Raw genomic sequence first — 21,912 nt, 5'->3', positions numbered from 1 at the left:
AGCATCTTTTACTAGTTCCCACTTGACAATATTGTTATCATGAGGTGATCACCCGTCAAAGGAGAAAAGATAATGGCTAAAATCTATAAACAAATCCCATCCGCAGCACTCCAATATCTTCAATACGCCATCCATGAGCACCGCGAGCAACAGATCACCCATACGGGGGCGGGTTTAGTTGAATCCATAGTGGTATTGAAATGTCGTTCCGACCCCGGCTGTGTTTTAATGGGCGAACTGCTTAAAAGTGATAACAAATTGCGTCCGCTGATTAAAAAAGAAGAAGCTCTTTTTGATGAGTTGAAGAAAATCGCCGCCCAATGAGGCGGTTTTTTGCTTGCAGAAAAAGGCCGACCAGTAGCACCGGTGCCTTTTCAGGGATAGTGTGAAGAAAAGGAATTGACGAAGTTTTAGTTGAATCCAAAGTGGTATTGAAAGCATGACAAGGGATACCACAAGGAAAAGTGGTGCAACATCCAATCTGCCAACTAAGAGTCCTACGCCTGGGATTGCCAAAGGAGAACCTAATCTCAGTATCCCTGATCGTGACTATAGCGATTTTAAAACGCAAAAGGAAGTGCAAGCCTTCTTCGATCAATTCGCGCCTAATGACCTCACGGCTTAGATCGAGATGGAGATGCGTAGCTTGTGAGAGTTTGTCGTAATTGGAGCTATCCTTTCCGTGTGATAAAAAGTCTGTGAACCTCCCGGGGTTTTTGCATCATTAACGGTTCACAGATTATTTTGGTTTTTGATATAATGAAAATGCTTGAAATGACTGATGTTCACATACGGGTTTTAGTTGAATCCATAGTGGTATTGAAATGGGTGTTGGATGGAGTGGTGGAGGATGACCGCTTTCTGTTTTAGTTGAATCCATAGTGGTATTGAAATTTTTGGATCCACTCTCCGATTTCTCGCCCATATGGGTTTTAGTTGAATCCATAGTGGTATTGAAATTTCTTCGCTCGGATCTTATGCGGCTTGGTCTTGCGTTTTAGTTGAATCCATAGTGGTATTGAAATGGATCATGTCGCCGATCCCGATGGCGAACCCGGCACCAGTTTTAGTTGAATCCATAGTGGTATTGAAATGGGGAATCAAGACTTAAACTACTTTGAGTTGGACGTGTTTTAGTTGAATCCATAGTGGTATTGAAATCAATAAAAAGGGTGGGAAAATCCCACCACTCAATAGTTTTAGTTGAATCCATAGTGGTATTGAAATTTAACCGCCGCCTCGATGCATTCTTCCAGCTTTCCGTTTTAGTTGAATCCATAGTGGTATTGAAATTGGTGAGGGTGTCCATTTCATGGTCATTGACGAGGCGTTTTAGTTGAATCCATAGTGGTATTGAAATAGTGAAAGACGTTCAACCTTCCTCCCGGCCTTCTGCGTTAAGTTGTTACCATAGTGGTATTAGAATGGGTGTATGACCCAAGGGAACAGTTCCGGTTCCAACACCACAAGTTGTTTTGGATCAGCATGGGGGCTGCCTATGTCTTAGGGAAACTCCTCATCTTCTGGTACATCATCTTGATCCTAATTGTCTTACCCTTGGTCGGCAAAGCATTTGAAAAGTTTATTTCAGAAAAATATGATATATTGCAGTCTAGGTTTTTGCTTCTGAGGTGTTAGTATTCAAAACTGTATGAAAAATTGATATGATAGGCACGGAGGTGAGACTGTGAGAATCAATATAACCTTTCAAGACCCATCACAAGCAAGAGAGAATGCATTTTGGTTGGCCATTTTGACATATGTAGAGCCGTTCGTATTGTGGTTTGGCATCATGGAGATGTACTCGTTGCCCCTAACCGACTTCGGCTCAGTCGCGTTGCTAACAACATTGCTGATTTTCCTTTTCATGTACACCGCCAGGACATTTACATATCCGCTGGTGTGGGGTGTATTTTTATATGCCTTCACGGATGGTCAACTTCTTCCTTGGTGGATCGATGTGTTGGGGATAGCGCTGGTCGTGGGCGGCAGGTTCTGGATGCTATTTTTCCGAGGGAGATGAGCTTTATGTTATTGGAAATTGTTGCTATACTGAGAGAAAGGAGGTCGGACGATGGAGGAGTTATTAAAGAAAATTCTTTCCAAATTGGACAATATGGAACAACGTTTTGAGCAACGTTTCAACGAAGTTGATAAACGCTTTGATGAGGTTGACAAGCGCTTCGACCGTATTGAAACGGAGCTAGAGGACGTGAAGCGCGTTGTGCGCATGTCAGCGCAGGATACTCTAGAGAATCAAATTGAGTTTTCAGAGAAAAGTGACCTTCTTGATCAGCGCATCTGTTTGTTGGAAGAGCGGCAGAACTACACTGACAAGCGGGTAAGTCGCTTGGAAAAAGAGAAACGCGCCAACGAACAATAAAAGCCAGCCCTATCGCATGATGGAAGCTGGCTTTTTTTATTTAACAACAGCAGTGCGGCTCTGTTCTCATGACCTGATATTGAATGATCACGGATAATCAGAAAAGAGGGGATGTTATTTTCAATATCTAATAAAACAATATAGTTAACACAGAATGGCCAGGAGGGGTAAGGCCATGGCATCAGTTGCTATTGAATACGCTTTGCTTAATGATAAGGAGGTTGTTTTAACCTAACACGAGCTTGATCGGGATTATATACTCGATGAGCGGGGGCGAATTTTCAGAGAGGCTCTGAGTAGCCTCTTTTTGTTGTTGAGGTGATCCTAGAGGACTAGACTATCCCTTGTCCTCCACGTCAAATGAAAAAAGCAGGGTATCATTACCCCTGCTTCTAAGTATGTTCAATCCCTACCGGAATGGTTCGATTCCTATGGTTGGAGTTAAGAAGTATTGATAGACCATTTAAATAAAACTAAAGCTGAAGGAAATTTTAATTCTTTTCAATTCCATTGCTCTTCACTAAAATTGATAGTATGTAGTGAAAGTGCAGTTTATTTAACCCGGTAGAGACATGAGGAGGAATCATATGAAAGGGCGATGTTGGCTATTCATATATATTTGTTTGTATATCCTGCTGAGTCTCCCTTCTCTAGCTTACGCAGAAGATGCCAAACAAGTGGAAAAGGCACCAACACTAGAAGGATTAAACAGTCGCATTGAAGATTTGGAAGGCCATCGGGAGTTGCTAAAAGATCTTGGGGAAGAGGTTAAAAATTACCGAGATCATATTCAAGCAGAAATGACTCGTTTTCAGGAGACTATGCAAAGTGAACGCGATTCATTTTTCACAATGTTTCAGTTTCTTGTAGGGGCGCAAACGGTTTTGCTAGCTATTGGAGGCTATATTGTTTTTTATTATATCGGTCAAACGAAAATGGATTTAAGAAAACAAATGGAGTTAGAGTTAGACCAAACCAAAAAAGAGTTAAATAAAGAGTTTCAACAACAATTAAGAGCAGAAAAGCAAATGATTGATTTAGCCATTCAAGATTACCACAATCAGTTGCAGCAGGTTCGATTGCAAATGGAGAAACAGTATAAGGATACGTTAGAACAGGTTGCTCGTGAAACAGAACAAGATTATGTTGCACTGAAAAAGAATATTGAAAATGAAAAAACATTTACTTCTTCACGCATTTGGGTGATGGGGCCTGAAGCAGAGATCAAAAAAATGGAAACAGAAGAAGTGGACTTGATTCGTCGACGTGGCATTCAACATGTTCAAGTCAAATTGTTTGATCGCGATCAACTGCAACAAGCATTGGAAAATAATGAATTTGATATCCTAATTTACCGATATATTATGTCGGCTGATGGATCCAGCGACCAAGATTTAATTACCATTGCAAAAATGCTTATGGAAAAAAATGATGAAATTCCTTTCATTGTGTATGGAGAAGAAAAAATAAAGAAAGAAACGTTGAATACACTTAATAAATACCGATACCTTAGTATATCTAACTTCCGATTAACGTTGATCGGTAATATTTTTGCACTTGCATATGCATTTAACAAGCAAAACAGGAATAGATCTTGACGTTCTAAAGAGCAGAGGGTAACACCTCTGTTTTTTCTGTGTGTCTATGGCGAATAAAAATCTTCTATCACCATTTAATACTTAAAGTGCTACTACATGGTTACTTATTTATCGTATACATGACTTGGTTTAAAATTATGGGAAAATGAAAAAATATAGAAGATCAAAAAGGAAAAACAAAACAAATGCAGAATAAAATACAATTGTCGTCGATTTTCTGTATTTTTAAGGAAGTTTATATTTGAGGTTGAGAATAGTTTTTGAAAGTATCAACCACCTCCTAGTCCCTCGGACTTTGTTTGAAACCTATCAATTACCTATGCCTTTTTAAAGAACATTGGAAGGTTGGTGATAAAGTGAAAGTAATCACAGCTACTTTTCGGGTAGTTACCCCTTTGTTTTTGGCGGGAGCAGATGCGATGACAGCAGAACTTCGACTGCCCTCTGTAAAAGGGGCGTTGCGTTATTGGTATCGGGCAATCAATCCTCACTTTCAGAAGGTACCAGAGGGTGGAAAAGCGACATGGGAGGAGATTTTATTTGGAGGAACAGGGGGAGGAGCTGGGCAGTCAGCTTTTTTTATGCGCAAAAAAAATGAAAATCTAAAAATAATGAGAATGAGTTCATTGCCTCGAGATTTGGACTACTTCAGCTTTTTCCTAAGGCGGAGGTGTTCTTACATTTCCCCGGTTTCAAACTATGCCGATAAACTTTCTGGCCGCTTCACGATTCAATTGTTGTTACGCCCCCACCGTAATGCCAATAAAGTAGCACCTGATTGGAAAGGGCTGGTGTCCAGCCTATGGATGTTGGGACATATTGGTGGTCTCGGAGCCAGAAGTCGTAGGGGATTTGGTACCATCGCCTTACAGGAATGGCAAGCGGATGATCCAGAAATTCAGCAATGGATGGATCAGCTGCCTATTGCACATGAAGCATCAACCATAGAAGAATGGATTAAAAGGTTTCAATGCGGGTTACAGCAAATCCAATTTTGGTTTTCGCCATGGGATCATTGTAATCATACCATTGTAGATCAGCGAACTACATTCTTTTTAGCCAATGAAGGAAGCGACACAGAACTTAAGGCGATGGTAGCGGGAATGCAAGTAATCAAAGGATTTCGATCAGAGCATAAAGAACATCGTCTCTTTCTTGGTCTACCCTTGATGGTCTCATCCAAAAAAAATGGACAGAGATATCAGATTCTTCCAAAACGATATCAACGGGTTCCATCGCCAGTATGGCTAAGAGTAATTCAAATTGGCCAACAATATTATCCTTTTTTTGCTATTTTATCGGCCCCTTTTCCAGATAAATTAATCAAGAAAGTGGGAAATAAACAAAAAAATCACCCTTTCTGTTATCACAAGGCACTACAAATGTTTAAGGGGTATATCAAAAATCAACCATTTTGGGAGGTGCGTTGATGAGCGGTAAATATTTTCATTTTACCATAGGACCTGTTCAAGGATTTGTTGCTCAATCCCGTCGAACACGCGACCTGTTGGCCAGCTCATTTCTGCTTTCTTACCTTTCTGGTCATGCGATGGCTGCGGTGATGGATCAAGGTGGTAGCATCGTATTTCCTGATGTACATGATCAATATAAGCAAATTCATAATCCATTGCTACAGGCGATTAATCAAACGCTTCAGGGAAAGGAATTGTTTGAGAAGCCTTGGATTGGATCATTGCCCAATCGATTTAAAGCGTCAATTCTGGAAGGGTTTCAGCCCCAAAAAGTGGAGGAGGCTGTGCAACGGGCTTGGATTAAGATTGCAGATACTGTTTGGACTGAGACAGTAAGCGATATAGCGGTACTTGGTAATGGGACCAGGGAAATTTGGGAACGACAAGTACATGGTTGGTGGGAAATGGCTTGGGTAATTGGAGATGATCCCACCTTGCTGAATCTGCGGAAAAATTGGCGCAGTTATATACCAACTATCGAACCTGGTGATAAATGCACTTTGATGCCACAGTTACAGGAACTATCTGGATATGTTAGATCTCGTCATCGCCAGCAACAGGATATATTTTGGCATTCCTTTCACGAGAATCAACGAAATGCCTTAGATTTGCGTGAACGTGAACGGTTAAGTGCTATTGCTCTCATCAAACGTTTTTATCCTCTCTATGCCAAAAAAGCGATTGGGTGGGAACTTCCTTCTGTTGCTGTAAAATTTCCTCCGACTACTTATTTGGCGGCTTTTCCAACCATTTTACGCATGCTAGAGAAGTCTCCTGAGCAGGCGAAAAAATTTGCTTCGATCGCTTTGAAATCGTCGAAGAATACTCAAACAGTAGCACTGGCTGATCATTTTCCGTTGTTGCAAAGAAAAGCGGAAAAAGATGTTCTTCTTAAAAAATTTATTCAACTGGATGGCAATGTTTTTTTTCCAAGATGGGCGGAAAAGGACGTTGATGCTGAAACATTTGCTCAGTTGAAACCCTTATACCTTGGTTTGAGTAAAGAACCTTCCCCCTATTATGCAATACTGTTGATGGATGGAGATCAGCTGGGGAAACAGTTACAAAAGAATGAACAAAAAGTGAGTAAAGCTTTGTCCCAGTTTTGTAAGGAGCTAAACGATTTGGTACGAAACCATAATGGGGTGGTTATTTACGCAGGTGGAGACGATGTGCTGGCGATGTTACCTGTACCAGAAGCATTGCCTGTTGCTGTGAAATTGCAACAAAAATATCGGCAAGCTTTTAGAGAAGGCGGGGAGCCAACTTTACAAGCTACCAGTTCTGCGGCGATTCTGTATGCTCATTGCAAAACGCCGCTTAAAAGTGTGTTGCAAGAAGGACATCACTTGCTTGATCAAGTGGCCAAAGATCAAACTGGTCGCGATAGCTTAGCGATTGGGATATGGAAAAGCTCTGGTGTAGCCTTGACATGGTCAGCTCCGTGGAAGGTTGTATGCGATGGGAATCCAGATCAAGCACAAACTATATTTGATGGGTTTAAAGAGTATACCCGCAATGGAGACCAAACTATTTTCTCTAATCAGTTTCTATATAAGTTGAAAACACTTTACGAGCAAGCTCCTATGCTTACAGATGACCCAGAAGAGCATAGGCAAAAATTGAAGCGTCTAATTACTGCCGATTATGTTCGTATTATGGATTCTGAAAAATGTAATGAAGACGAAATCAATCAACGAATAGAAAATTTGATGAAGGTATGTTTTGTTGCCAAGCGCAAGGACGATAACGTGGAGTTGACAGGAGAGTTTCGAGTGGCGGGGGCATTGGTTGCTCAGTTTCTTGCACAGGAAGGAGAAGGTGTGGTTGAGTAGGATTTGGTCGTTTCAAGCACTGGATACGTTATTTTTCCGCGACGGTACGCCTTTTAATATGAATGAACCGGTAGCGATGCTCAAGAGTGTGTTTCCTCCCTCTATGATGACATTGCAAGGTGCTATACGCACGGCAATGGCTTATTATCGCCTTGGATGGACCCCAAACAATTCCATACCATGGCCCAAGGAATTGGGAGATGCTGGGGAAAGTGAGTTGAAGGATTGGGGGAAACCGGATCATCTGGGAGATTTGCGTTTATTTGGTCCATATCTGATGTGGAAAGGAGAAAGACTTTACCCATCACCTAGAATATTGTATAGAAAGCGTAAGGAAGATGAGAATTGGGTATACGCCCGTTTTACATTGGGAAAGGTTGTAGAAGCCAGTGATTTGGGAAGCGGCATTCGATTTCCATTGGCAGAAAATGCTATTGATAAAGGCGAAGCACTTGAAGTGTGGCTCACTTCAGCAGGAATGGAAGCGGTGCTAAGTGGGGATGTTCCCTCACCCGAACATATGTTTAATCCGTCTGATGGATGGAAGTTAGAGCACAGAGTCGGGATAAAAAGGAGCGATCTTACCCGAACGGCAGTAGAAGGACATTTGTACTCGATTGCACTGACTCGCCCAAGACCAGAATTGGAGGTGATTGTGCGAGTGGAAGGGTTGGACGAGTCGTGGCATCCCATGGGAACGCAAATCGTTCCGTTGGGTGGAGAAGGCCGATTTGCCAAGGTGACGGTAACAGAAGAATTAACACCTGAATTGCCTCGGATGCCAGAGGTAGCTACAACAAAAGAGGGGATTATTCGTTTTACCGTTTCATTACTTACTCCAGGAACTTATATTGATATGGACCAAGCTGTGCGAAACGGGCCGCCTGAAGTCAAAGAAATATGCCTGTCGGCACAATGTATTTCGGCCAGTTTAGGAAAAGCAAACCAAATTGGTGGACGCAATATGGTGAAGAATTGGCCGAGAGATTTGTTTCCGGTCCTTCCAGCTGGAGGAACATGGTTTTTTGAAGGAAAGATAGAAGATTTACCAAAATTGAATTTGTTGCATGGAGCTCTAACAGGGGAGCTTAAATCATATGGCTTTGGTCAGGTAGTGATTGGAACTTGGCAAGAATGAGGAGGGTTAAAAACATGAATGGCTATATCATGGGGATGTTGGCAGAGACATCTATTCATCCTGGTGCAGGACAAGTTTATAGTGTGATCGATTTACCCGTAGCCAGAGAGGCAACAACTAGTTATCCAACGATTCCTGGATCAAGCTTAAAAGGGGCTCTGAGAGATAAAGCAAGACAGGAGAAGTTGGAGGTTAATAAGATTTTTGGTATCGAAGATTCCGCAGGTGCAGTAAGTGTAGCTGATGCAAGATTGTTGTTATTGCCTATCCGTTCTTTGACAGGGCATTTTCGATGGGTGACTTGTCCTTATTTGATAAATCGATTTTATCGCGATTGCCAACTGATCAACAAAACAGGGATTACTATTGACAAAGCTCCATCTTCGCATGAGGCAGTGGTAGCATCTGTTCGAGACCAAGAGGAAGTTTTGTTTCTGGAAGAGTATTCGTTCAAGACAAAGCCTGATCCAGAGCTCATCGAGCAGGTGGCAAACAATATTTCCTTCTTGATTCATCATGAGAGTGTACGAAATGAACTAAAGCATCGGCTAGTTATTATTCGTGATGAGGATTTTTCTTATTTTGCGCAGTATGGATTGCCCATCCAATCACGTAATCGACTGGATGAGGAAACAAAGAAAAGTATAGGATTGTGGCAAGAAGAGACTATTCCCCCAGATACGGTTTTTTATACGTTACTCATGGGACGTTTTGGGAAAGAGCGAGAGTTGAAGGAGCTTGTAAGTTTTTTGAGCCAATCGCGCTACCTGCAGGTCGGAGGGAATGAAACCATCGGACAGGGTTGGTTTGTTACCGAAATCTTCTAGGGGGGAGAGGAAATCAATGGACCAAACGCTGGATCAACAACGAGCTGCTTTTTCATTGGATGTAGTGGAGCGAGTGAAGAGACAAATAGAGTCAGAAGAGAAAGGGGATGAATATGCGGGATATGTGGTAAAGCTTGCTGGGGATATTTTAATCAATGGATTGGGACAATCATTGGCCCAACTTCAAGCGGCAGCAAAGGATAAAAAAAAGGAAGATCCCCATTATTGGCTGTATGAACATGTACAAGAATGGTTATGTAAGAGGCATCCTTATTCTCTGTACGCTGGCGAGGAGGATTTGCTGCATGCGATTACTAAACATGACCAACATAGATATCGGTGGGCGTTGGTTGAGACATTGGCTTGGTTGGAATGGCATCGCAAAATTGCAGTCGCTGAACTGAAGAAGGCAGAGGGTGACGATTGATGATGATGCCTTTATATGTTGAAGCCAGCACTGTTCTCAACGCTAAAGACAGCAATAAGGGATTATGGTTTGAAAAATTTTGCAATCAATGGGAAATTCATGAGAAATATGCTTATTGGACGTTGGAGAAAAAGAAGCAAGCATGGATGCAATCTGTTTCAAATTCGAAGATCGGTGATGCACATCAACTAAATTGTGCTGTGAAGAGGATGGAGAAGCTAATCCAGTTTCGCTCAGGCAAGCTGTATTATATGAAAACGATATCCCGATTTGTACCAGGCATGGGACGTTCTAATCCTGTGGATAACGGCCTAACTTGGCATCATACTTTGGGAGTTCCTTATCTGCCCGGTTCTTCGGTCAAAGGAATATTGCGCAGTTGGGCAACATCATATGACACCATGGTTACAAGCACACAAATTAATGATATTTTTGGGCCAATTCCTGAGAAATCTAATAGTTCGGTGGGGAGTGTGGTCTTCTTTGATGCATTACCTGTGGCGCCAGTACAGTTGGAAATTGATATTATGACCCCACATCACCCGGAGTATTATAAAGACCCGAAAAAGGGTAAGCCAGTAGATTGGGAATCTCCCAATCCGATCCCTTTCTTGACAGTGGCAGAAGGGCAAACTTTTGTTTTTGGAGTTGCTCCACGCTGCTCTGGTAACGAAGGAGATCAAAAAGCTGTTCAAATGGTAACCGAGTGGTTACCTCAAGCGCTTGATTGGATTGGAGCTGGTGCTAAAACAGCATGGGGCTATGGGCGATTTGCATCTGATAGCAAACAAGGTTAGCACTTTTCCGATGTCGTCGATCTCCAATGAGAAAAACTCTCTGGAGATCGACGACTCTATTTATATTAATAGTGAAGTAGGAGTGCACGATATAAATTAAAGCTATTAAATACATAAGGGTTAAACTCGTCATTAAGAGATTGTTCTTTTTAGGGATAGTGTGAAGAAAAGGAAGCGACGAAGTTTTAGTTGAATCCATTGTGGTATTGAAAGGATGAATCCCCAGTATCTCTGTATGATTTTTAAAAGGGCAAAAGGAAGAGTAAGCCTTCTTCAATTTTAGATCGCGAAGGAGATAACGTAGCCTGTGAGAATTTGCCGTAATTTGAGTTTCCTTTAGTGTACTAAAAAGTCTGTGAACCTCCCGGGGTTTTTGCATTATTAACGGTTCACAGATTATTTTGGTTTTTGATATAATGAAAATGCTTGAAATGATTGATGTTCACATACGGGGGTTAGTTGAATCCATAGTGTTATTGAAACAATATTAGAGAGTTTTTAGAAAAGATAAAGTCAGGGGTTAGTTGAATCCATAGTGGTATTGAAACGAATATCGGATCATTGCAACCGGCACTCCAGTCGCCAGGGTTAGTTGAATCCATAGTGGTATTGAAACTCTTTTTCTGTTTCCGCAATGAGTTTCACATAACGTGTTTTAGTTGAATCCATAATGGTATTGAAATTACGGGATCATCGGATACTTTTTCCGATATTTTGACCGGTTTTAGTTGAATCTATAGTGGTATTAGAATGGGTGTATGGATGAGGAAACCGTTCAAAAGATGACTTGCCTGATGTTGATTATCAGAATCAAAATAGCTGATGTTACGGACGGTCGCGGTGAAGTGCCAAGTTATATTTTGAAAGGAAGGTTGGTGTTTCGGATTAAATATTAATAATATTCTGCATATAATTAGGGTGTAACTACATCATTTCTTGATAGTAGGGGGGATCATATGCCAAGATGTCCTGCATGTGGAGAAAAGGAAAACATCGAAGAAACACACTCAGGTAACTATGGTTTCAAGGAGTTCGGGGAGACATTTGATAAAAACGGCAATCCCTATAAACATTAGTGGTGGTACAATGGGATTACCTATTAAGGTGGTCCCTGTTTTCAAAGGTGGGAATAGCAATGGTCAAAAAAATGATGGTAGATCATGAGGCTTTTCTTAAAGGAATAAAACAAGCCTTGTATCGAGCCGACAATCAAGGCTTGCAGGAGTTGTTTCCAATACTAAAAGAATATCCGCATCTTAAAGATCATACAGGTCGTTTCCTTTTTTTTCAATCAAAGGAGAAGAAACAGGATTATGTAGATAACCTCCGGCAAATTGATATAAATTCCCCTGAATACCATAAGATGCTTGGTCTGCTCCTAGGTTATCCACCAAAAGCGGTTGATTTCTATGTTAGGAAGTGTACAGATCGTTCATTAGCTGAGGTCAGCATTGGGCTGGGTTATTCTGGTGTTCGTTGTGTATGTGATGTTCGGGAGTTGATTGAGAATACCATCTGGTTGTGGGATACATACCAATTGGATGAAGAGCTGCGCTTGATGGTAGAAGGAGAATTCATTTATGTTTCGTATCGAAATATGGAAGAGCTAAAAAATGTACAAGCTTCGCTCCTGCAACGTATCGCGGTTACTGTATGAATAATTGGGACTTCGGAGGGTTTGGCTACTGAGTTGAAGTCAACTAATAAGAAATCTAAAAAAGAAGTGAGGGGTAGATTGTATCGGAGGACTGCATTATCCTTTAGTGAGCTATAAAGTCTGTGAACCTCCCGGGGTTTTTGCATCATTAACGGTTCACAGATTATTTTGGTTTTTGATATAATGAAAATGCTTGAAATGATTGATGTTCACATACGGGGTTTAGTTGTAACCATAATGGTATTGAAACTCCATATGAAAACCTGATACATTTACGGCGCTTTTTGGTTTAGTTGTAACCATAATGGTATTGAAACTCGCAACGAAACTCCTGGGCTTCGTCGAAGATCAGGGTTTAGTTGTAACCATATTGGTATTGAAACCAATACTTTCGCATCCACGCCCATGTGGGCCGCCAGTTTAGTTGTAACCATATTGGTATTGAAACTTTTTCTAATCTAAACTGACGCGCCCAGCGCTTCACGTTTAGTTGTAACCATAATGGTATTGAAACCTCCTATATCCGGTCTCAATAACAGTTTGTGTTTCTGTTTAGTTGTAACCATAATGGTAAAGCAACAACTAGAGAAAGGGGGGGCTTTTTGGTTTATGATATAACCCCCTATTTAATAAGGTTTTTTAATATTTTGAATTAAATGTATATAATCTATACTTATATAAATAAAATATAAAGGGGTATGGTATGAAACAGGTTATTATAAAAACAATTATCAGCATTGCTATTGTCGCTGTTTCTCTTACAATACTTGGTGTTGTAGCTTATTTGGCTTTTGGGTTAATTATTGCATTCTGGTAAAATTGAGCCTATCCCGCCGCGTATACATATCCAAGCCGACCCGTGACCAGTTGCAGCTCATGTTTGATTGACCTTTGCTCGTATGAAAAAGAAGCCCCCTTTTTGGACGCAGGTCATGAACTTTTTTCACAGCACAGTTGGGAACTTACAAAGCTGATTGAGCGAGAACTCGATTTGACCGCAATCGATAAATATATCCAAGCCATGTCCAAGTAGCCTTGTTCTAAGACAAGGCTTTTTTGTCTGATATTTTGCATAGATTCAGATAAAACGAAAAGGGAAGGATACGAAAAGAGAGGGGATAAGCATGCCGCCGTTAAAGATACGGGTACTCGGGTAAGAAATTTCGTTAAGGCGTGTATTCGATTTGTTCGGATTGTATTGAAGGAAAAGCGTTGGCCAGATTGGCAACTGGTGAAGGCCAGTGATCGTTACTTTTATCTTGAGAAGAGATTATATTTGGCCCTGACGAGTGCTGGCTGCGTGTAAAAAACCATATCCTCTTTGGGGACTTGGAAGTGGATTTGTATGGGAAGGCATATCACAGCACACCAGCACAAAAAGAGCGGGATCGTAAAAAGGAATATGTATTGAAGAAACATTACAAACTTAAGGTGAATCGATTTAATATTGATCAAATTAAGAACCGGTTGAATTGGTGCGTGGGAAAGGTTCATGAAGTAACTGATGGACCAAGAAAAAGTTTGTGGCAACAAGTGGGGGAGGTCATTAGTGGGCTTTATGGATAGTTTAAAGATATAGTTATTCGTAAACTATATCAGACGAGTACAATATACTTAAGTGTGGTAAAAAAAGTCTGTGAACCTCCCAGGATTTACGCCTCATTAACGGTTCACAGATTATTTTGGTTTTTGATATAATGAAAAAGCTTGAAATGACTGATGTTCACATACGGGTTTTAGTTGAATCCATAGTGGTATTGAAATATTTGCAAGTGGGTCTTTCCCAACCCATAGTTGTTGTTTTAGTTGAATCCATAGTGGTATTGAAATATGTTATTTGTGTAAAGTAAAAATACATCACGGTCCGTTTTAGTTGAATCCATAGTGGTATTGAAATCTATATGTCGCTTTCTCTTCGGGATCGCGGGAAGAAGTTTTAGTTGAATCCATAGTGGTATTGAAATCTATATGTCGCTTTCTCTTCGGGATCGCGGGAAGAAGTTTTAGTTGAATCCATAGTGGTATTGAAATCTATATGTCGCTTTCTCTTCGGGATCGCGGGAAGAAGTTTTAGTTGAATCCATAGTGGTATTGAAATCTATATGTCGCTTTCTCTTCGGGATCGCGGGAAGAAGTTTTAGTTGAATCCATAGTGGTATTGAAATGTGTCCAACCCATCAGAGACGACAACAAAGCCGCCTGTTTTAGTTGAATCCATAGTGGTATTGAAATGTGTCCAACCCATCAGAGACGACAACAAAGCCGCCTGTTTTAGTTGAATCCATAGTGGTATTGAAATAGGCGGTGCCGCTACCGTAATCGCTCGGCCTAAACAAGTTTTAGTTGTAACCATAGTGGTATTGAAATACGGTCAAACCTAGATATTGCCGGCTGGGGAACCCACGTTTAGTTGTAACCATAATGGTATTGAAATTCAGATGTTCTATCATCAGTTGACTAAGAACATCAAGTTTAGTTGTAACCATAGTGGAAATAACCAAACGGCATAAATGTACTAAATAGATGTAAGTTCCCTCTCCTTTTTGGCAACAATGCACCCATAAGGGGTGGACAGTCAATGAGGGAACAACATCCAGAGCAGAAAGTGATCGAGCTGGAAGAGGTTATATTAGTCATAAATGGCAGTCCTACACCGGAAGCCTGCAAGGACTTTGTAAAGCTGGTCCAACAGATGAAAGTAGCTCAAAAGAACAGAAATTAAGGGGTTTCACTATACGGTCGGGGTGCGCTTTGCATCCCGATTTTTTTGTTATATGATATGTACATAACAATGCACCGAGAGGAGTTCGCAAATGAGCCAAAGCATTTACGATGTGCACAATGTTGCCATTTATCTGCGTAAATCACGTGGCGATGAAGATGTGGACCTTGACAAGCACAGGGATGAACTGGTGTCAATGTGCGAAAAGAATGGTTGGTCCTATGTTGAATACGCGGAGATCGGTACAGGGGACAGCATCGAAGCTCGACCCAAGATGCAAGAGCTTTTGCAAGATGTTGAGCTGGAGATGTATGATGCTGTGCTGGTTGTTCACTATGACCGGTTGGGCCGTGGTGACAAGGTAGATCAAGCGACGATTGAAAAAACGTTTGCGATTTCGGATACGCTGATTATCACGCCGCAGAAAGTCTACAATCTGAATGATGAGTCAGACATGATGTTGGCTGATTTCCAGGGGATGATTGCACGGCAGGAGTATAAATCGATTGCCAGACGGTTGCGCCAAGGGAAAGCGCGAGCCACAAAAATGGGGAACTGGTGCAATGGAAAACCGCCGTTTCCTTATATATATGATAGAGAATCGAAGAAGGCGGTTCCTGATCCCAAAAAGTTGGAGATTTATCGCATGATGGTAGATTGGGCGCTTAGCGGTTGGTCTTCAACGGATATTGCGTGGGAGCTGAACAAGCTGACGATTCCTTCTCCTCGTGGAGGATTATGGAGCCCGCAGGTTGTTCGTCGCTTACTGTTAGATGAGGTTCATTTGGGACATATTGTTGTAGGGAAAAAGAAGAAGATTGTCACGACGGGTGCGATCATTACCAAACCCAAGACGGAATGGGTGGTATACAAGAACTGCCATCAGCCCGTAAAGACGGAAATCGAACACAATAAGCTGCAATTTTTGTTTCAACGGGAAAAAGTAACTCCACACGCTAGCAGGGCAGGGAAACATGCTTTTTCTGGGATCATCAAGTGTGGAAAATGCGGACATACGTTGCAAATTCAGAAGAGATCTGACAGGCCGTATGATAACTTGAAATCCTGCACCTACCGAGATCATTTTGGAACGCGTTGCACCAATGTGGGCGGAAACATGTCGCAGATCGAGTCGGCTGTTCGCGCTGCGATAGAGCAGAAAAAAGAAGAGTTGGAAGAAGCGATTCGCAAAGGGATTGATCTTGAAGATCGGCGCGTGCTGTATGATTTGTTGGAAAAGAAATTGGCAGAGATCAAGAAGATTGAAAACCGCCTCAGCAATTTGACCGACATGAGAGCGGATGGGGAGATCAGCAAAGAGGAGTACGTGCTGAAGAAAGCGGAATATGAATCGAAATTGCGCCAATGTGAAGAAGATTACCGAGTGATTGAGAAGCAAATCGATCATACGGAACAAGCCAGAAACGAAGATATGTTGGCGACGGTAAAGGATGTTATTCATGTGTTAGATCATGAAAAAGATGCCAAAGCATTAAACCGCGCATACAAATCGATCATTCACAACATTATCTGGGAACGCGATCAAATCGACGAAAAGCCGAAGGTAACGATAAATTTTCTATAGGGGTCTAGTATGTAGAACGGCTATCGTGCCTTGCTGGCTATTGGCTCGTTTGCAAATTACCTTTGGAACAATCATTATCCCAGTATCCAAAGTGGGTTTTGGATTTGCGGCAGGAGGAAGTGAGTTCAAGGGCGTTGCGGAAGAAGAGAAACGAAGCCGCTCGGGGGAGGAAGACAAGAAAAAAGATCAAGAAGGGAAAGGGAAAGAGCAAGAAGGCGGAAAGTTTCCTTTCGGCGGTGGAAGCGGTGGGGGAATTTCTATCACACCTGTCGGATTCATTGTTGTCGGCGACAAAGGCATCCGCTTGTTGAACATGGACGGAAACACGCATTTGATCGACCGGGTGTTGGACATGGCGCCGGGATTGGTTGAGCAGCTGAAAAATTGGGGCAAAAAGAAATCAAATGGAGGATGCGAATAGGACGAGGGCCTGTTTGACCGAGGTTCTTAAAGATCCCGCTCCGGAGGGTGCTGGGATTTGCGGGAGAAGGTTTTTCTAGTGGTGATACGTGTTTATGGAAAACAACGATATGGCGGGAGTGCCGTGTCGTTGTTTTCACATATTCTTGTCCCCTTTGCATATATTGGTACAAACCCAGACGGAGCAATGGGGTGAATGAATGGTGAAGCTAAAACGATGGGGAGCGGTTCTGGTCGTTGCGGTATGGGGATGGATGGCGGGAGGGCAACCGGTGGCGGCACAGGAGCCCATCGATATCGCTCCCAGCGCACAAGCTGCAATCTGTGTCGATGCCGCATCAGGCCGGGTTTTATTTGAAAAGAACGCCGACCGAGAAATGTTGATTGCCAGCCTCACGAAAATCATGACGGCGATTGTGGCGATTGAAAATGGAAAGTTGGATGAGTTGGTGACGGTTGGGCCGCGGGCGGTCGGAGTGGAGGGATCGTCCATTTATCTCAAGCTGGGGGAAAAGATCCCATTGCGAACGTTGTTGTATGGATTAATGCTCCGCTCGGGCAATGACGCGGCAGTTGCCATTGCGGAACACGTGGGCGGTTCAATTGAAGGCTTTGTTTATATGATGAATGAAAAGGCTGAATATTTGGGGTTATCGCACACCCATTTCGTCAACCCCCACGGGCTGGATGCCGAAGGTCATTATTCGTCGGCGCGAGATTTGGCTGTGTTGACCTCGTATGCTTTGCAGAACTCTGTCTTTCAAGAAATCGTGAAGACGGAAGTGAAAACCGTCCCATGGCCCGGAGAAAAATGGCATCGTAAATTTTATAACAAGAATAAAATGTTGCGCTTATACAAATGGGCTGATGGTGTAAAAACGGGATTCACCAAAAAAGCCCGCCGTACGTTGGTCTCCTCAGCCACAAAAGACGGGCACCAGTTGGTGACGGTAACTTTGAATGACGGCGATGACTGGCGCGATTCCATGAGCATGCTGGAATATGGTTTTCAGCATTATGATTTGGTGCCGATCTTGCGGAAAGGACAAGTCATTTCCAAAGAAGCACACTTGACGGCGGAGGAAAAGCGTTTTGATATCATCGCAGGGGCGTCGTTTTCCTATCCGCTGACAGATCAGGAAAAGGGACAAGTGGTGGTTGAACCGGTCATCAGTTTTCCGCTCAAGATGGTGAAACATAACCATCAGCAGGTGGGAAGTGCCCGGATTTTCCTTAGGGAAGAGCAGATCGGCGCTATACCATTGGTGGTGAAGCTACGTCCGGAACCATCCATCTTCCATGAAATGAAAGAATGGATCGGATTGATGGTGTGGCAGGGGGCGGAGCGATGATCAACTGGATTTGGTTTTTCATGATCTTAAGCGGAGTGGTTGCCGCCGCGGTCCAAGGCCGGTTCGACCTGGTGACCAATGCGGCGTTGAACGGGGCGAAGGATGCGGTGGCTGTATGTATCGGTCTGATCAGCATTCTTGTGTTTTGGTTAGGTATGATGCGGATTGCGCAAGATGCTGGGCTGTTGGAGAAATTGGCCCGGCTGATGAGGCCGGTCGCGCGGTTTCTATTTCCTACTGTGCCACCGGAACATCCGGCGATGGGTTACATCTTGTCCAACATGAGCGCCAACTTGTTTGGCTTGGGAAACGCCGCAACCCCGATGGGATTGAAAGCCATGGAGGAGTTGCAGAAGCTGAATCCCGATCCCAAGACGGCGACACCGGCCATGTGTACGTTGTTGGCGTTGAACACTTCCGGTTTGACGCTGATTCCGACAACGATTATTGGTATCCGACTCAAGTATGGGTCGGTGGAGCCAACGGAGATCATCGGCCCGACGTTGGTTGCCACATTTATAGCCACATCAATGGCCGTGTTGCTGGATCGGTACTACCAACACCGCACGTTTGACCGTTCAGGCTTGTTGAAGCCGCATTGGAAATGACCGGGGAAAGGGGGAGTGTTAGATGTTTGAAGCGGTTTCGCTCATATCCAAAATCATGTTGCCGGCCTTGCTGGTGTTCATCCCCCTGTACGCTTTGTTCCAACGCGTGCCGATCTATGAAAGCTTCATTGAAGGAGCCAAAGAAGGGTTTCCCACCGCTGTTTCCATTATTCCTCATCTTGTGGGAATGATGGTGGCGGTCGCCATCTTCCGGGATACCGGCGCAATGCAGTTTTATTTGCAGTTCCTCACTCCGGTATTATCGTTTTTTCACATTCCCGAGGAAGTGGTGCCGATTGGCATTCTGCGCCCGATCTCGGGTACGGGTTCATTGGCCTTTGTCGAGAGCATCCTCCGCACGCACGGCCCCGACACTTTTTTGGGCAAATTGGCATCCACCATCCAAGGCAGCACCGACACGACTCTATACGTTTTGACCGTGTATTTCGGGGCGGTCGGTATTCGCAACTCCCTGTATGCGCTGAAGGTCGGATTGTGGGCGGACTTGATCGGCTTTCTCGCATCCTTGGGGATTTGTTCCATCCTATATTTATAATTTCTTCTATTGGCCTGGAATCAGGTCTTTTTTTGTTCCGGTGCGCACACTTGTGTCCCCCAGCTGAAACGGTTAAGATGACATAGAGGTGAATCATAGTGATTGAACGTCTGCAAAAGGTGTTGGCTCATGCCGGTGTTGCGTCAAGGCGCCACTCCGAGGAGCTGATTAAAGCCGGAAAAGTGAAGGTGAACGGGAAAGTCGTCACCGAATTGGGAGTCAAAGTCGACCCGGCGCGGGACCGAATTGAAGTGAATGGGGCGTTGGTACAACAGGAACAAAAACGAGTGTTTTTATTTTATAAACCTTTGCGTGTCATCACGAGCATGTTCGATCCGCAAGGGCGACGGGTGGTCGCGGATTATTTCCGCTCCGTACCCGAACGCGTCTATCCGGTGGGGAGGCTGGATTATGATACGGAAGGGTTGTTGTTGTTGACCAATGACGGGGAACTTGCCAACCGCTTGATTCATCCGCGATATGAAGTGGACAAGACATATGTTGCCACCGTGAAAGGGCGGCCGAGCCCGGCCGATTTGGAAAAGTTGCGCAAAGGGGTGAAGTTGGAGGATGGTTGGACTGCCCCCGCCAAAGTCCGGATCTTGTCTCAAGACGATATCCATACCAAATTGCAACTCACCATCAGGGAAGGGCGCAATCGCCAAGTGCGGCGGATGTGCGAAGCAGTTGGCCTTCCGATTACCCATTTGATCCGGACAAAGTTGGCGTTTCTTACGCTTCAGGGATTGAAGCGGGGAGAATACCGCGAGTTAACCCGCCAAGAACTGGATAGATTGCGGCGGCTACTCACATAAAAGGGTTTTCATATAATCTTCAAATTGCAGTACCGTGGTTAAAAAGACAGGCGTTATAATGTAAGTTGGAAGATTGTAGAGTTAGACAAAGCAAGGGGTTGAAAAACGGGGGGAGAGATAGCCTTGATTGAGAATTCCAAATGTGAATGCGGTCACAATAACCCCGTCGGCACCATATTATGCGAGAGTTGCGGGAAACCGCTTGATGAAGAGACCAAAGGGAAAGAGACAATTGTTCAGGAGATGCGATATGAAGGGAAAGCGCGGCGTTCGCAAACCTTTCAATCCTCTCCTTTTGATATGGTATGGAACTTTTTCTCTTCGGTTAAAGTGGCCATCATTCTCATCATCATCACATTAATCGCGGCTAGCATCGGGACGATCTTCCCACAAGAGAAGTTTGTTCCATCGAGCGATCCCGCGGCTTATTATGAGAAGCAATACGGGTTGTGGGGCAAATGGTTCCACATCTTGGGCTTTTCCGACATGTACAATTCATGGTGGTTTTTCACCATGGTCTCCTTGATCGGGATTTCGCTGGTGGTATGCAGCCTTGACCGCGTGATTCCATTATACAAAGCTTTGAAAAACCAACAGGTGAGAAAGAGTGTCGATTTTTTGAAGCGGCAACGGATCACTGCGGAAACCGCTCTTCCAGCAGCAGAAGCAGATGAGAAGTTGGCGCAGCTGGAGCAAGCGTTACAGTCGAAGCGATACCAGGTGCAACGAGAAGGAAACGCTTTGCTTGCGGAAAAAGGACGCATTAGCCGGTGGGGACCTTACATCAATCACATTGGCTTGATCATTTTCTTATTCGGTGTTTTGTTGCGTTATGTGCCGGGTTGGTACTTGGATGAAACGATGTGGGTGCGCGAAGGGGAAGTGAAAAAAGTCCCTGAATTGCCTTATTATGTTAAAAATGAGGGTTTTGATATCACCTTCTATGATCAAAAAAACGTGCCCAAGTCGAAGCAAGATGCGGGGCCAATCGCCCAAAAATATGAAACCCGAGCCGTGCTGTATGAGAAAGATTGGGATACTGGCAAGCTGAAGCCAGTGGCCAAGGGTTCGATTCTCGTTAACCATCCGCTCGCCTATAAAGATCTCCGACTGGTGCAAGCCGACTTTCGCATCGGATTGCTGGATGCGCTCGACTTGAAGTTGGTGGACAAAGAAAGCGGGAAGGCGTTGGGAAAATTCACTGTTGATCTATATGATTTGAAGCCAAATCAAGTTTTCCGGGTGAAAGACAAAGAAGTGGTTCTGCTCGATTACTATCCTGACTTCGCGTTGGAGAACAACCGGCCGATAACCAAGTCTCCCGATCCGAACAAACCGGCGTTTGTCTTTGAAGTGAGAGAAAAAGGACAAGCTAAAGGGGAGCGTTCCTGGGTGATTTCCGGCCAAAACCTCGATGAGTTGACAAAAGAAAATCGGTATGCGATAGACTTGGCGGGCATGAAGATGGTCGATTCTACTGGTCTGATGGTTCGTGTCGACAAAAGTCTGAATGTGATCCTGTTTGGCGGGGTCATCAGCATGATCGGCTTGGTGATGGGCTTCTATTGGCATCATCGCCGAGTGTGGGCGCTTGTGGATGATGGGCGACTCTATATCGGTGCGCACACGAACAAAAACTGGTACAGTTTGGAGCGCGAACTCAAACTGACAGGTGAATTTGACGCACTCCAAGTGAAACGCAACTGAGAATGGGAGGATA

The 21,912-nt window shown here is 43.7% G+C and carries 20 protein-coding genes and 3 CRISPR repeat arrays; all 20 genes read left to right on the top strand.

Going from position 1 to position 21,912, the window contains the following annotated elements; genetic code table 11:
• The first annotated feature begins 72 nt into the window (after positions 1-72).
• Positions 73-324 carry a hypothetical protein gene (locus QQZ12_RS09255; RefSeq protein ID WP_102992227.1) on the top strand — a complete coding sequence of 84 codons (252 nt, stop codon included), beginning with the start codon at positions 73-75 and terminating at the stop codon, positions 322-324.
• 471 nt (positions 325-795) lie between these two features.
• A CRISPR array of direct repeats spans positions 796-1,426; the repeat unit is 30 nt.
• 261 nt (positions 1,427-1,687) lie between these two features.
• Positions 1,688-2,023: a hypothetical protein gene (locus QQZ12_RS09250; RefSeq protein ID WP_284724302.1), complete on the top strand. Its 336-nt coding sequence runs from the start codon at positions 1,688-1,690 to the stop codon at positions 2,021-2,023.
• 51 nt (positions 2,024-2,074) lie between these two features.
• The gene (locus tag QQZ12_RS09245) at positions 2,075-2,383 is read left to right on the top strand and encodes a hypothetical protein (RefSeq protein ID WP_284724301.1); all 309 of its coding nucleotides are present in this window, start codon (positions 2,075-2,077) and stop codon (positions 2,381-2,383) included.
• Positions 2,384-2,970: 587 nt separating this feature from the next.
• A complete protein-coding gene (locus tag QQZ12_RS09240) occupies positions 2,971-3,981 on the top strand; it encodes a hypothetical protein (RefSeq protein ID WP_284724300.1) in 1,011 nt (336 codons plus the stop codon).
• Between the two features lie 356 nt (positions 3,982-4,337).
• Positions 4,338-5,411 (top strand): type III-B CRISPR module RAMP protein Cmr1, encoded by a 1,074-nt coding sequence (gene cmr1 / locus QQZ12_RS09235; RefSeq protein ID WP_102992233.1) that lies wholly within the window; start codon positions 4,338-4,340, stop codon positions 5,409-5,411.
• On the top strand, positions 5,411-7,288 hold the full coding sequence (gene cas10 / locus QQZ12_RS09230) for a type III-B CRISPR-associated protein Cas10/Cmr2 (protein WP_284724299.1): 1,878 nt from the start codon (positions 5,411-5,413) through the stop codon (positions 7,286-7,288). Before cmr1 ends, cas10 begins: the two co-directional genes overlap by 1 nt.
• Positions 7,281-8,426, top strand: a complete 1,146-nt coding sequence (locus QQZ12_RS09225; RefSeq protein WP_189319016.1) for a type III-B CRISPR module-associated Cmr3 family protein — start codon at positions 7,281-7,283, stop codon at positions 8,424-8,426. The genes cas10 and QQZ12_RS09225 overlap by 8 nt, the downstream gene beginning before the upstream one ends.
• A gap of 14 nt (positions 8,427-8,440) precedes the next feature.
• Entirely contained in the window at positions 8,441-9,253 is an 813-nt protein-coding gene (gene cmr4, locus QQZ12_RS09220; RefSeq protein ID WP_284724298.1) for a type III-B CRISPR module RAMP protein Cmr4, read from the top strand.
• 16 nt (positions 9,254-9,269) lie between these two features.
• The gene (cmr5, locus tag QQZ12_RS09215; RefSeq protein WP_284724297.1) at positions 9,270-9,680 is read left to right on the top strand and encodes a type III-B CRISPR module-associated protein Cmr5; all 411 of its coding nucleotides are present in this window, start codon (positions 9,270-9,272) and stop codon (positions 9,678-9,680) included.
• Positions 9,680-10,477 (top strand): type III-B CRISPR module RAMP protein Cmr6, encoded by a 798-nt coding sequence (cmr6, locus tag QQZ12_RS09210; RefSeq protein WP_284724296.1) that lies wholly within the window; start codon positions 9,680-9,682, stop codon positions 10,475-10,477. Before cmr5 ends, cmr6 begins: the two co-directional genes overlap by 1 nt.
• 1,135 nt (positions 10,478-11,612) lie before the next feature.
• Positions 11,613-12,134: a hypothetical protein gene (locus QQZ12_RS09205; RefSeq protein WP_284724295.1), complete on the top strand. Its 522-nt coding sequence runs from the start codon at positions 11,613-11,615 to the stop codon at positions 12,132-12,134.
• Between the two features lie 218 nt (positions 12,135-12,352).
• A CRISPR array of direct repeats spans positions 12,353-12,648; the repeat unit is 31 nt.
• Positions 12,649-13,469: 821 nt separating this feature from the next.
• Positions 13,470-13,700, top strand: coding sequence for a hypothetical protein (locus tag QQZ12_RS09200; RefSeq protein ID WP_284724294.1), 231 nt, complete (start codon positions 13,470-13,472; stop codon positions 13,698-13,700).
• Positions 13,701-13,866: 166 nt separating this feature from the next.
• A CRISPR array of direct repeats spans positions 13,867-14,501; the repeat unit is 31 nt; unit sequence GTTTTAGTTGAATCCATAGTGGTATTGAAAT.
• A gap of 211 nt (positions 14,502-14,712) precedes the next feature.
• Positions 14,713-14,856: a hypothetical protein gene (locus QQZ12_RS09195; protein WP_022738397.1), complete on the top strand. Its 144-nt coding sequence runs from the start codon at positions 14,713-14,715 to the stop codon at positions 14,854-14,856.
• A gap of 91 nt (positions 14,857-14,947) precedes the next feature.
• Positions 14,948-16,441, top strand: a complete 1,494-nt coding sequence (locus QQZ12_RS09190; protein WP_284724293.1) for a recombinase family protein — start codon at positions 14,948-14,950, stop codon at positions 16,439-16,441.
• A 25-nt stretch (positions 16,442-16,466) separates the two neighbouring features.
• Complete coding sequence (locus tag QQZ12_RS09185) at positions 16,467-16,862, top strand: spore germination protein GerW family protein (protein WP_022738399.1); 396 nt, start codon at positions 16,467-16,469, stop codon at positions 16,860-16,862.
• Positions 16,863-17,061: 199 nt separating this feature from the next.
• A complete protein-coding gene (locus tag QQZ12_RS09180; protein ID WP_431606302.1) occupies positions 17,062-18,213 on the top strand; it encodes a D-alanyl-D-alanine carboxypeptidase family protein in 1,152 nt (383 codons plus the stop codon).
• Positions 18,210-18,821 (top strand): nucleoside recognition domain-containing protein, encoded by a 612-nt coding sequence (locus QQZ12_RS09175; protein ID WP_102992244.1) that lies wholly within the window; start codon positions 18,210-18,212, stop codon positions 18,819-18,821. The genes QQZ12_RS09180 and QQZ12_RS09175 overlap by 4 nt, the downstream gene beginning before the upstream one ends.
• Before the next feature lie 22 nt (positions 18,822-18,843).
• Positions 18,844-19,377 (top strand): spore maturation protein, encoded by a 534-nt coding sequence (locus tag QQZ12_RS09170; RefSeq protein ID WP_022738403.1) that lies wholly within the window; start codon positions 18,844-18,846, stop codon positions 19,375-19,377.
• Between the two features lie 101 nt (positions 19,378-19,478).
• Complete coding sequence (locus QQZ12_RS09165; protein ID WP_029072101.1) at positions 19,479-20,192, top strand: pseudouridine synthase; 714 nt, start codon at positions 19,479-19,481, stop codon at positions 20,190-20,192.
• A gap of 123 nt (positions 20,193-20,315) precedes the next feature.
• On the top strand, positions 20,316-21,899 hold the full coding sequence (gene resB / locus QQZ12_RS09160; RefSeq protein WP_102992245.1) for a cytochrome c biogenesis protein ResB: 1,584 nt from the start codon (positions 20,316-20,318) through the stop codon (positions 21,897-21,899).
• The last annotated feature ends 13 nt before the right edge of the window (positions 21,900-21,912 follow it).

The organism is Laceyella tengchongensis (assembly GCF_900182735.1).
In the GTDB taxonomy this organism is placed as follows: Bacteria; Bacillota; Bacilli; order Thermoactinomycetales; family Thermoactinomycetaceae; genus Laceyella; species Laceyella tengchongensis.
Note: the sequence above shows the minus strand (reverse complement) of the source record. Positions and strands in the feature narration are given on the sequence as shown.

Excerpts from the sequence above, each read along its gene's own strand:
- QQZ12_RS09180 (WP_431606302.1), top strand. The coding sequence starts at position 17,062 with ATGGTGAAGCTAAAACGATGGGGAGCGGTTCTGGTCGTTGCGGTATGG.
- QQZ12_RS09255 (WP_102992227.1), top strand. The coding sequence starts at position 73 with ATGGCTAAAATCTATAAACAAATCCCATCCGCAGCACTCCAATATCTT.
- QQZ12_RS09195 (WP_022738397.1), top strand. The coding sequence starts at position 14,713 with ATGAGGGAACAACATCCAGAGCAGAAAGTGATCGAGCTGGAAGAGGTT.
- QQZ12_RS09245 (WP_284724301.1), top strand. The coding sequence starts at position 2,075 with ATGGAGGAGTTATTAAAGAAAATTCTTTCCAAATTGGACAATATGGAA.
- QQZ12_RS09205 (WP_284724295.1), top strand. The coding sequence starts at position 11,613 with ATGGTCAAAAAAATGATGGTAGATCATGAGGCTTTTCTTAAAGGAATA.
- cmr5 (WP_284724297.1), top strand. The coding sequence starts at position 9,270 with ATGGACCAAACGCTGGATCAACAACGAGCTGCTTTTTCATTGGATGTA.
- QQZ12_RS09175 (WP_102992244.1), top strand. The coding sequence starts at position 18,210 with ATGATCAACTGGATTTGGTTTTTCATGATCTTAAGCGGAGTGGTTGCC.
- cas10 (WP_284724299.1), top strand. The coding sequence starts at position 5,411 with ATGAGCGGTAAATATTTTCATTTTACCATAGGACCTGTTCAAGGATTT.
- QQZ12_RS09190 (WP_284724293.1), top strand. The coding sequence starts at position 14,948 with ATGAGCCAAAGCATTTACGATGTGCACAATGTTGCCATTTATCTGCGT.
- cmr4 (WP_284724298.1), top strand. The coding sequence starts at position 8,441 with ATGAATGGCTATATCATGGGGATGTTGGCAGAGACATCTATTCATCCT.
- QQZ12_RS09240 (WP_284724300.1), top strand. The coding sequence starts at position 2,971 with ATGAAAGGGCGATGTTGGCTATTCATATATATTTGTTTGTATATCCTG.
- QQZ12_RS09170 (WP_022738403.1), top strand. The coding sequence starts at position 18,844 with ATGTTTGAAGCGGTTTCGCTCATATCCAAAATCATGTTGCCGGCCTTG.
- cmr6 (WP_284724296.1), top strand. The coding sequence starts at position 9,680 with ATGATGATGCCTTTATATGTTGAAGCCAGCACTGTTCTCAACGCTAAA.